Origin of the sequence: Pseudomonas sp. R62 (assembly GCF_000257605.1) — a bacterium.
Taxonomy (GTDB): domain Bacteria; phylum Pseudomonadota; class Gammaproteobacteria; order Pseudomonadales; family Pseudomonadaceae; genus Aquipseudomonas; species Aquipseudomonas atacamensis.
This window is the reverse complement of the sequence record NZ_JH635998.1, coordinates 1,024,038-1,030,259: the sequence shown is the minus strand read 5'-3', so window position 1 is coordinate 1,030,259 and position 6,222 is coordinate 1,024,038. Positions and strand designations below refer to the sequence as shown.

Genomic DNA, 6,222 nt, shown 5'->3' with positions numbered 1-6,222 from the left:
CCTGCGCAAAGTGATCATCCCGCAAGCCCTGCGCGTGATCATTCCGCCGCTGACCAGCCAATACCTGAACCTTGCGAAGAACTCCTCGCTGGCGGCCGGTATCGGTTACCCGGAAATGGTTTCGCTGTTCGCCGGCACCGTGCTCAACCAGACCGGGCAGGCCATCGAAGTGATTGCCATCACCATGAGCGTGTACCTGGCGATCAGTATCAGCATTTCCCTGCTGATGAACTGGTACAACAAGCGCATTGCGCTGATCGAGCGGTAAGGAAAAGCGCATGAGTACTCATACTTTCAAACCCGACATGCCTCCACCGAACAGCAGTATCGGCGTGGTGGCGTGGATGCGCGCAAACATGTTCTCCAGCTGGCTCAACACCCTGCTGACGCTGTTTGCGTTCTACCTGATCTACCTGGTTGTGCCTCCGATCCTCAGCTGGGCGATCGTCGATGCCAACTGGGTCGGCACCACCCGCGCCGACTGCACCAAGGAAGGCGCCTGCTGGGTGTTCATTCAGCAGCGCTTCGGCCAGTTCATGTACGGCTATTACCCGACCGAACTGCGCTGGCGCGTCGACCTGACCGTGTGGCTGGCGGTCATTGGCGCAGCACCGCTGTTCATCTCGCGCGTGCCGCGTAAAGCGGTGTACGGCCTGAGCTTCCTGGTGCTGTACCCGATCATTGCCTTCACTTTGCTGCATGGCGGTTTCGGAATGACCACCGTGCCGACCAGCCAGTGGGGCGGCCTGATGCTGACCCTGGTGATCGCCACCGTCGGCATCGCCGGAGCATTGCCGCTGGGCATCGTACTGGCGCTGGGGCGACGTTCGAACATGCCGGCGATTCGTGTGGTCTGCGTGACCTTCATCGAGTTCTGGCGCGGCGTGCCGTTGATCACGGTGCTGTTCATGTCGTCGGTAATGCTGCCGCTGTTCCTGCCTGAAGGCATGAACTTCGACAAGCTGCTGCGGGCGCTGATCGGCGTGATCCTGTTCCAGTCGGCCTACGTCGCCGAAGTGGTGCGCGGTGGTCTGCAAGCGATTCCCAAAGGGCAGTACGAAGCGGCTGCAGCGATGGGCCTCGGTTACTGGCGTTCGATGGGCCTGGTGATTCTGCCGCAAGCCCTGAAGCTGGTGATCCCGGGCATCGTCAACACGTTCATTGCGCTGTTCAAGGACACCAGCCTGGTGATCATCATCGGTCTGTTTGACCTGCTCAACAGCGTCAAGCAAGCCGCCGCCGACCCGAAATGGCTGGGCATGGCCACCGAAGGCTACGTGTTCGCCGCCCTGGTGTTCTGGATTTTCTGTTTTGGTATGTCGCGCTATTCCATGCATCTGGAACGCAAGCTCGACACTGGCCACAAGCGTTAGGAGTTCTCTGTAAATGAGCGAAGCAATCAAAAAGCCTGTGGGTCCGGAAGGCATTATCCAGATGCAGGGCGTGAACAAGTGGTACGGCCAGTTTCACGTACTCAAGGACATCAACCTCAACGTCAAACAGGGCGAGCGCATCGTCCTGTGCGGCCCGTCGGGTTCCGGTAAATCGACCACGATTCGTTGCCTGAATCGTCTGGAAGAACACCAGCAGGGGCGCATCGTCGTCGATGGCGTGGAACTGACCAACGACCTCAAGCAGATCGAAGCGATCCGTCGCGAAGTCGGCATGGTGTTCCAGCACTTCAACCTGTTCCCGCACCTGACCATTCTGCAGAACTGCACCCTGGCGCCGATGTGGGTGCGCAAGATGCCCAAGCGCAAGGCCGAAGAAATCGCCATGCATTACCTGGAGCGCGTACGCATTCCGGAGCAGGCGCACAAGTATCCGGGGCAGCTGTCCGGCGGTCAGCAACAGCGTGTGGCGATCGCCCGCGCCCTGTGCATGAAGCCGAAAATCATGCTGTTTGACGAGCCGACTTCAGCGCTCGATCCGGAAATGGTGAAAGAGGTTCTCGACACCATGATCGGTCTGGCCGAAGACGGTATGACCATGCTTTGCGTGACCCACGAAATGGGCTTTGCCCGCACCGTGGCCAACCGCGTGATCTTCATGGACAAGGGCGAAATCGTTGAACAGGCCGCGCCGAACGATTTCTTCGACAATCCGCAGAATGATCGGACCAAGTTGTTCTTGAGTCAGATTTTGCATTGATGGTTGATGAGTGAAACCAACCCGGCCATGTGCCGGGTTGTTTTTTCGGGGTCAGGAAACCGAAAGGGATTCATGTTCTTTGTGGACGATGTGCTCGAAACCTCTCAAATCTGCACCTTCGCCGAGAGTCTTTGCATCGGTTAGCAAATATGGGTAACGATCCAATAAACGCATCAGCAGTATGAGTGCCTTGGGCGGCAAGATTTCGCCGCGCTCGTAGCGAGAGAATGCGTTATGCCCACCCCCAGATAGCAGTTGCACCGTCTCTTTTTGCGTCAGATGCAATTTGCGGCGAATCCGCTTCATCTCGTCGCCGATCATTTTCCTGGCTGCGATGACCAACTCATCACCTGCGTTGCAATAACGTTCCGCGCTATCGGTATCGGCGTCCCATTCGACCTCGCCGCAGTTCTGGCATTCCCAGCCAGAAAGATTATCGACACGACGCTCCATGCCTTTGACTTTGAGGGTTTCGCCACGCCCCTGAAAATGCCTCATTCCCTCACGTGCACCGCAGCTGACACATTGCTGGGTTTTCATGGGTTGTTCTCCTTGAAGGAGATCACCGGTGGGCTGCCGCCGGGGCGGTATGTCACCTTGATGTAAATCTCCTGATCTCGTGAATTGATGTGATACACGTCTTGCCAGATTCGATGATCCTCATAAGTAGTCATCGATTTGTACAACATCTTGGTTTGTAGCTCGAAAACAATCTCCTGCATTTCGCTGACATTGAAGCCGAGCTTCTCAGCTGACCTTACTGAAGTTTTGGTGAAAGCGTTTTGACCCAGTCGCCTCACTTCAGACTTGATCACCGCCAAGTCGTAATGGGGTGTGTACTTTTCCATAAGAAGCCAAAACCCTGTTCCTGAAATTACCCTTAAAGGGTAATTTTGACCAATCGAAAATGCCGCTTCATGTGTCTCCGATTGACCCTAGGTGGTTGCCGTCCTACATGGGTCTGACTAACATGTCGGAAAATTCATCCTATGATTGGATGAAAAGGTGAGGTTCATGTCCGACATTTCCCCTTTGATCAAGCGATCCCTGGTCGATCAGGCTTTGGATCAACTGCGTCAGCGCATCAACAGCGGTGCGTGGCAGGTCGGCGAGCGTCTGCCGACCGAGCCTGAGCTGTGCGCCGAGCTGGGCATCAGCCGCAACACGGTGCGTGAGGCGATGCGTGTTCTGGCGTTCTCAGGATTGATTGAAATTCGCCAAGGCGACGGCAGTTATCTTCGTGCGCTGGTCGACCCGCTCGACACACTTAAAGCGCTATCGCGTTGTTCGCTGGAGCAGGCCCGGGAGACCCGGCACATCCTTGAAGTCGAGGCCATCGGCTTGGCGGCGTTGCGTCGTACCGATGAGGATCTGGCGGCGCTGCGTGAAGCGCTCGGCACCAGCGGCAGCCATTACCACGGCGATCTCGACACCTATATCGCCTGCGATCTGGTGTTCCATCGCCGACTGGTCGACGCCGCGCACAACCCGACCCTCAGCGAGTTGTATCGCTACTTTTCCAGCATCGTCGGCGCGCAATTGCGCCAGACCCTGAATATCTCCCCGCGCCGTCAGGAAGTGTTCGATCTGCACATCGACTTGCTCGATGCAGTCGAGCAACGCGACCCGGAACGGGCCAAAGCCTTGTCGAGGCAGTTGATCAATGAACCTTGAAACCGAGAAAACCATGTCCCGCAGTGAGTTATCCACAGCGTCGAAACGCACCCCCGAACTTGAAGAGCTGCTGATCGATGCCGAGGCTGATGACGAGCAGGTGCAGCAAAGCCATCCGTTGGTGAAACGTCCATGGTTGCTGCTGCTCGGGTTGATTCTGGTGGCGCTGAACCTGCGCCCGGCGTTGTCGAGCATGGCGCCATTGCTTAGCGAGGTCTCTAGGAGCCTCGGGCTGTCTGCGGCGCAGGCGGGATTGCTGACCACGTTGCCGGTGCTGTGCCTGGGCTTGTTCGCACCGCTGGCGCCGATTCTGGCGCGGCGGTTTGGTGCTGAGCGCGTGGTGTTAGGGATTCTGCTGACACTGGCCGGCGGCATCATCCTGCGCAGCAATTTCGGCGAGATCGGCCTGTTCGCCGGCAGCGTCCTTGGCGGCGCCAGCATCGGCATCGTCGGCGTGCTGCTGCCGGGCATCGTCAAGCGCGACTTCGCCAAACACGCCGGGACCATGACCGGCGTCTACACCATGGCGCTGTGCCTGGGCGCAGCGATGGCGGCGGGTTCGACCGTGCCGCTGACTGAACACTTCGGCAACAGCTGGGCGATGGGCCTGGGCTTCTGGGTGATTCCGGCATTGGTGGCGGCGGTTTTCTGGCTGCCACAAGTCGGCTCCAAACATGGCGCACACAACGTCGCCTACCGCGTGCGCGGGTTGCTGCGTGATCCGCTGGCCTGGCAGGTGACCTTGTACATGGGCCTGCAATCGTCGCTGGCCTACATCGTGTTTGGCTGGTTGCCGTCGATCCTCATCGGGCGCGGGCTGACACCGACTCAGGCCGGATTGGTGCTGTCCGGTTCGGTGATCATTCAGCTGGCCAGTTCGCTGGCCGCGCCGTGGCTGGCGACCCGTGGCAAGGATCAGCGTCTGGCGATCGTCGTGGTCATGGCGCTGACCCTGGCCGGCCTGTTCGGCTGCCTGTACGCACCGATCGAAGGTCTGTGGGGCTGGGCGATTCTACTCGGCCTGGGGCAGGGCGGTACGTTCAGTCTGGCCCTGACCCTGATCGTACTGCGCTCGCGTGATTCCCATGTCGCGGCGAATCTGTCGAGCATGTCCCAGGGTTTTGGCTACACCCTGGCGTCCATGGGGCCGTTTGCCGTGGGCGTGGTGCATGACTGGACCGGCGGCTGGAATGCGCTGGGCTGGATTTTCGGCATTATCGGCGCCGGTGCAATCCTCGCCGGGCTGGGTGCCGGGCGTGCGCTGTATGTGCAGGTGCAAAGCGAAAAGCTCTGAATGCACTGGTTGCAAATGTGGGAGCGAGCCTGCTCGCAAAAACAGTGTTTCAGTCAACATGGATGTTGAATGTTGAATTGCCTTCGCGAGCAGGCTCGCTCCCACCAGGGTTTTGCGTAATGCCGATAGTGTTTCTGCGCGCGGCAGATTATGGTGCTGGCAATCTGTATATCTTTCTTTGGAGATTGCCTTGAGCGAAGCCCATAGCGCCCTGATCACCCGCTTCTACCAAGCCTTTCAGCGCCTTGACGCCGAAGCCATGGCGGCCTGCTACACCGATGATGTGGTCTTCAGCGATCCGGCCTTCGGCGAGTTGCGCGGGCGCGATGCCGGCGACATGTGGCGCATGCTGACTACCCGCGCCAAGGATTTCTCCCTGACCTTCGACAACGTCCGCGCCGACGAGCGCACCGGCGGCGCGCATTGGGTGGCGACGTACCTGTTCAGCCAGACCGGCAACATCGTCATCAACGATATAAAGGCGCGCTTCGTCTTCCGTGACGGCAAGATCTGCGAGCATCACGACCACTTCGATCTGTGGCGCTGGTCGCGGCAGGCGCTTGGTTTCAAAGGCCTGCTGCTGGGCTGGACGCCGCTGGTGCGCAACGCCGTCCGCGCCCAGGCGCGCAAGGGACTGAAGGCATTTCAGGCCGGGCGCTGATAAGATCGCCGCCTGTTTTCCTACACGTTCAGATCCCGAAGTGACCAGTCTTAGCGAACAATCCGTCGATGCTGCCGAGCCAGTGAGCAAATCCTGGTTCGTCTACCTCGTGCGTGCCGCCAATGGCGCCTTGTACTGCGGAATCAGCGACGACCCGGTGCGGCGTTTCGCCAAGCACCAGAGCGGCAAGGGCGCGCGGTTCTTTCTCTCCAGCCCGGCGATGGCGCTGGTCTACACCGAACTGTGCCGCGACAAAAGCGATGCTTTGCGCCAGGAACGGCTGATCAAGAAGCTGCGCAAGAGCGCCAAGGAATGCTTGGTGGCGTCTTATCAATCTGACTGATTGGTTCCCATCAGGCAGATCTGTAGGCTGCTAATCAAATGCACGCTAAGCTGCGGGCTCACTATCTGAGCGGCGGAGCCGAGCATGTCCGAGTTGATT

9 protein-coding genes are annotated in these 6,222 nt (G+C 58.9%); 7 read left to right on the top strand and 2 right to left on the bottom strand.

Annotation, left to right across the window (positions count from 1 at the left end; genetic code table 11):
- The 3 genes from OQK_RS06090 to OQK_RS06080 all read left to right on the top strand — a co-directional run.
- Positions 1 to 268: ABC transporter permease subunit (locus tag OQK_RS06090; protein ID WP_157221898.1), on the top strand; the 268-nt coding region annotated here is incomplete at its 5' end.
- Between the two features lie 10 nt (positions 269 to 278).
- Positions 279 to 1,373, top strand: coding sequence for an amino acid ABC transporter permease (locus OQK_RS06085; protein ID WP_016771582.1), 1,095 nt, complete (start codon positions 279 to 281; stop codon positions 1,371 to 1,373).
- Positions 1,374 to 1,386: 13 nt separating this feature from the next.
- A complete protein-coding gene (locus tag OQK_RS06080) occupies positions 1,387 to 2,151 on the top strand; it encodes an amino acid ABC transporter ATP-binding protein (protein WP_016771581.1) in 765 nt (254 codons plus the stop codon).
- A 51-nt stretch (positions 2,152 to 2,202) separates the two neighbouring features.
- Here the strand turns inward: OQK_RS06080 and OQK_RS06075 are convergent, their stop codons facing one another.
- Positions 2,203 to 2,691 carry a type II toxin-antitoxin system MqsA family antitoxin gene (locus OQK_RS06075; RefSeq protein WP_016771580.1) on the bottom strand — a complete coding sequence of 163 codons (489 nt, stop codon included), beginning with the start codon at positions 2,689 to 2,691 and terminating at the stop codon, positions 2,203 to 2,205.
- A complete protein-coding gene (locus OQK_RS06070; RefSeq protein WP_016771579.1) occupies positions 2,688 to 2,999 on the bottom strand; it encodes a type II toxin-antitoxin system MqsR family toxin in 312 nt (103 codons plus the stop codon). Before OQK_RS06070 ends, OQK_RS06075 begins: the two co-directional genes overlap by 4 nt.
- A gap of 166 nt (positions 3,000 to 3,165) precedes the next feature.
- On the opposite strand from OQK_RS06070, the gene OQK_RS06065 reads away from it, so the two are divergent.
- The 4 genes from OQK_RS06065 (at position 3,166) to OQK_RS06050 (ending at position 6,123) form a co-directional block, all read left to right on the top strand.
- On the top strand, positions 3,166 to 3,825 hold the full coding sequence (locus OQK_RS06065) for a FadR/GntR family transcriptional regulator (RefSeq protein WP_016771578.1): 660 nt from the start codon (positions 3,166 to 3,168) through the stop codon (positions 3,823 to 3,825).
- Positions 3,815 to 5,119 (top strand): CynX/NimT family MFS transporter, encoded by a 1,305-nt coding sequence (locus OQK_RS06060; protein ID WP_016771577.1) that lies wholly within the window; start codon positions 3,815 to 3,817, stop codon positions 5,117 to 5,119. The genes OQK_RS06065 and OQK_RS06060 overlap by 11 nt, the downstream gene beginning before the upstream one ends.
- 190 nt (positions 5,120 to 5,309) lie before the next feature.
- The gene (locus OQK_RS06055) at positions 5,310 to 5,780 is read left to right on the top strand and encodes a nuclear transport factor 2 family protein (protein WP_016771576.1); all 471 of its coding nucleotides are present in this window, start codon (positions 5,310 to 5,312) and stop codon (positions 5,778 to 5,780) included.
- A 40-nt stretch (positions 5,781 to 5,820) separates the two neighbouring features.
- The gene (locus OQK_RS06050; protein WP_016771575.1) at positions 5,821 to 6,123 is read left to right on the top strand and encodes a GIY-YIG nuclease family protein; all 303 of its coding nucleotides are present in this window, start codon (positions 5,821 to 5,823) and stop codon (positions 6,121 to 6,123) included.
- Positions 6,124 to 6,222: the final 99 nt, after the last annotated feature.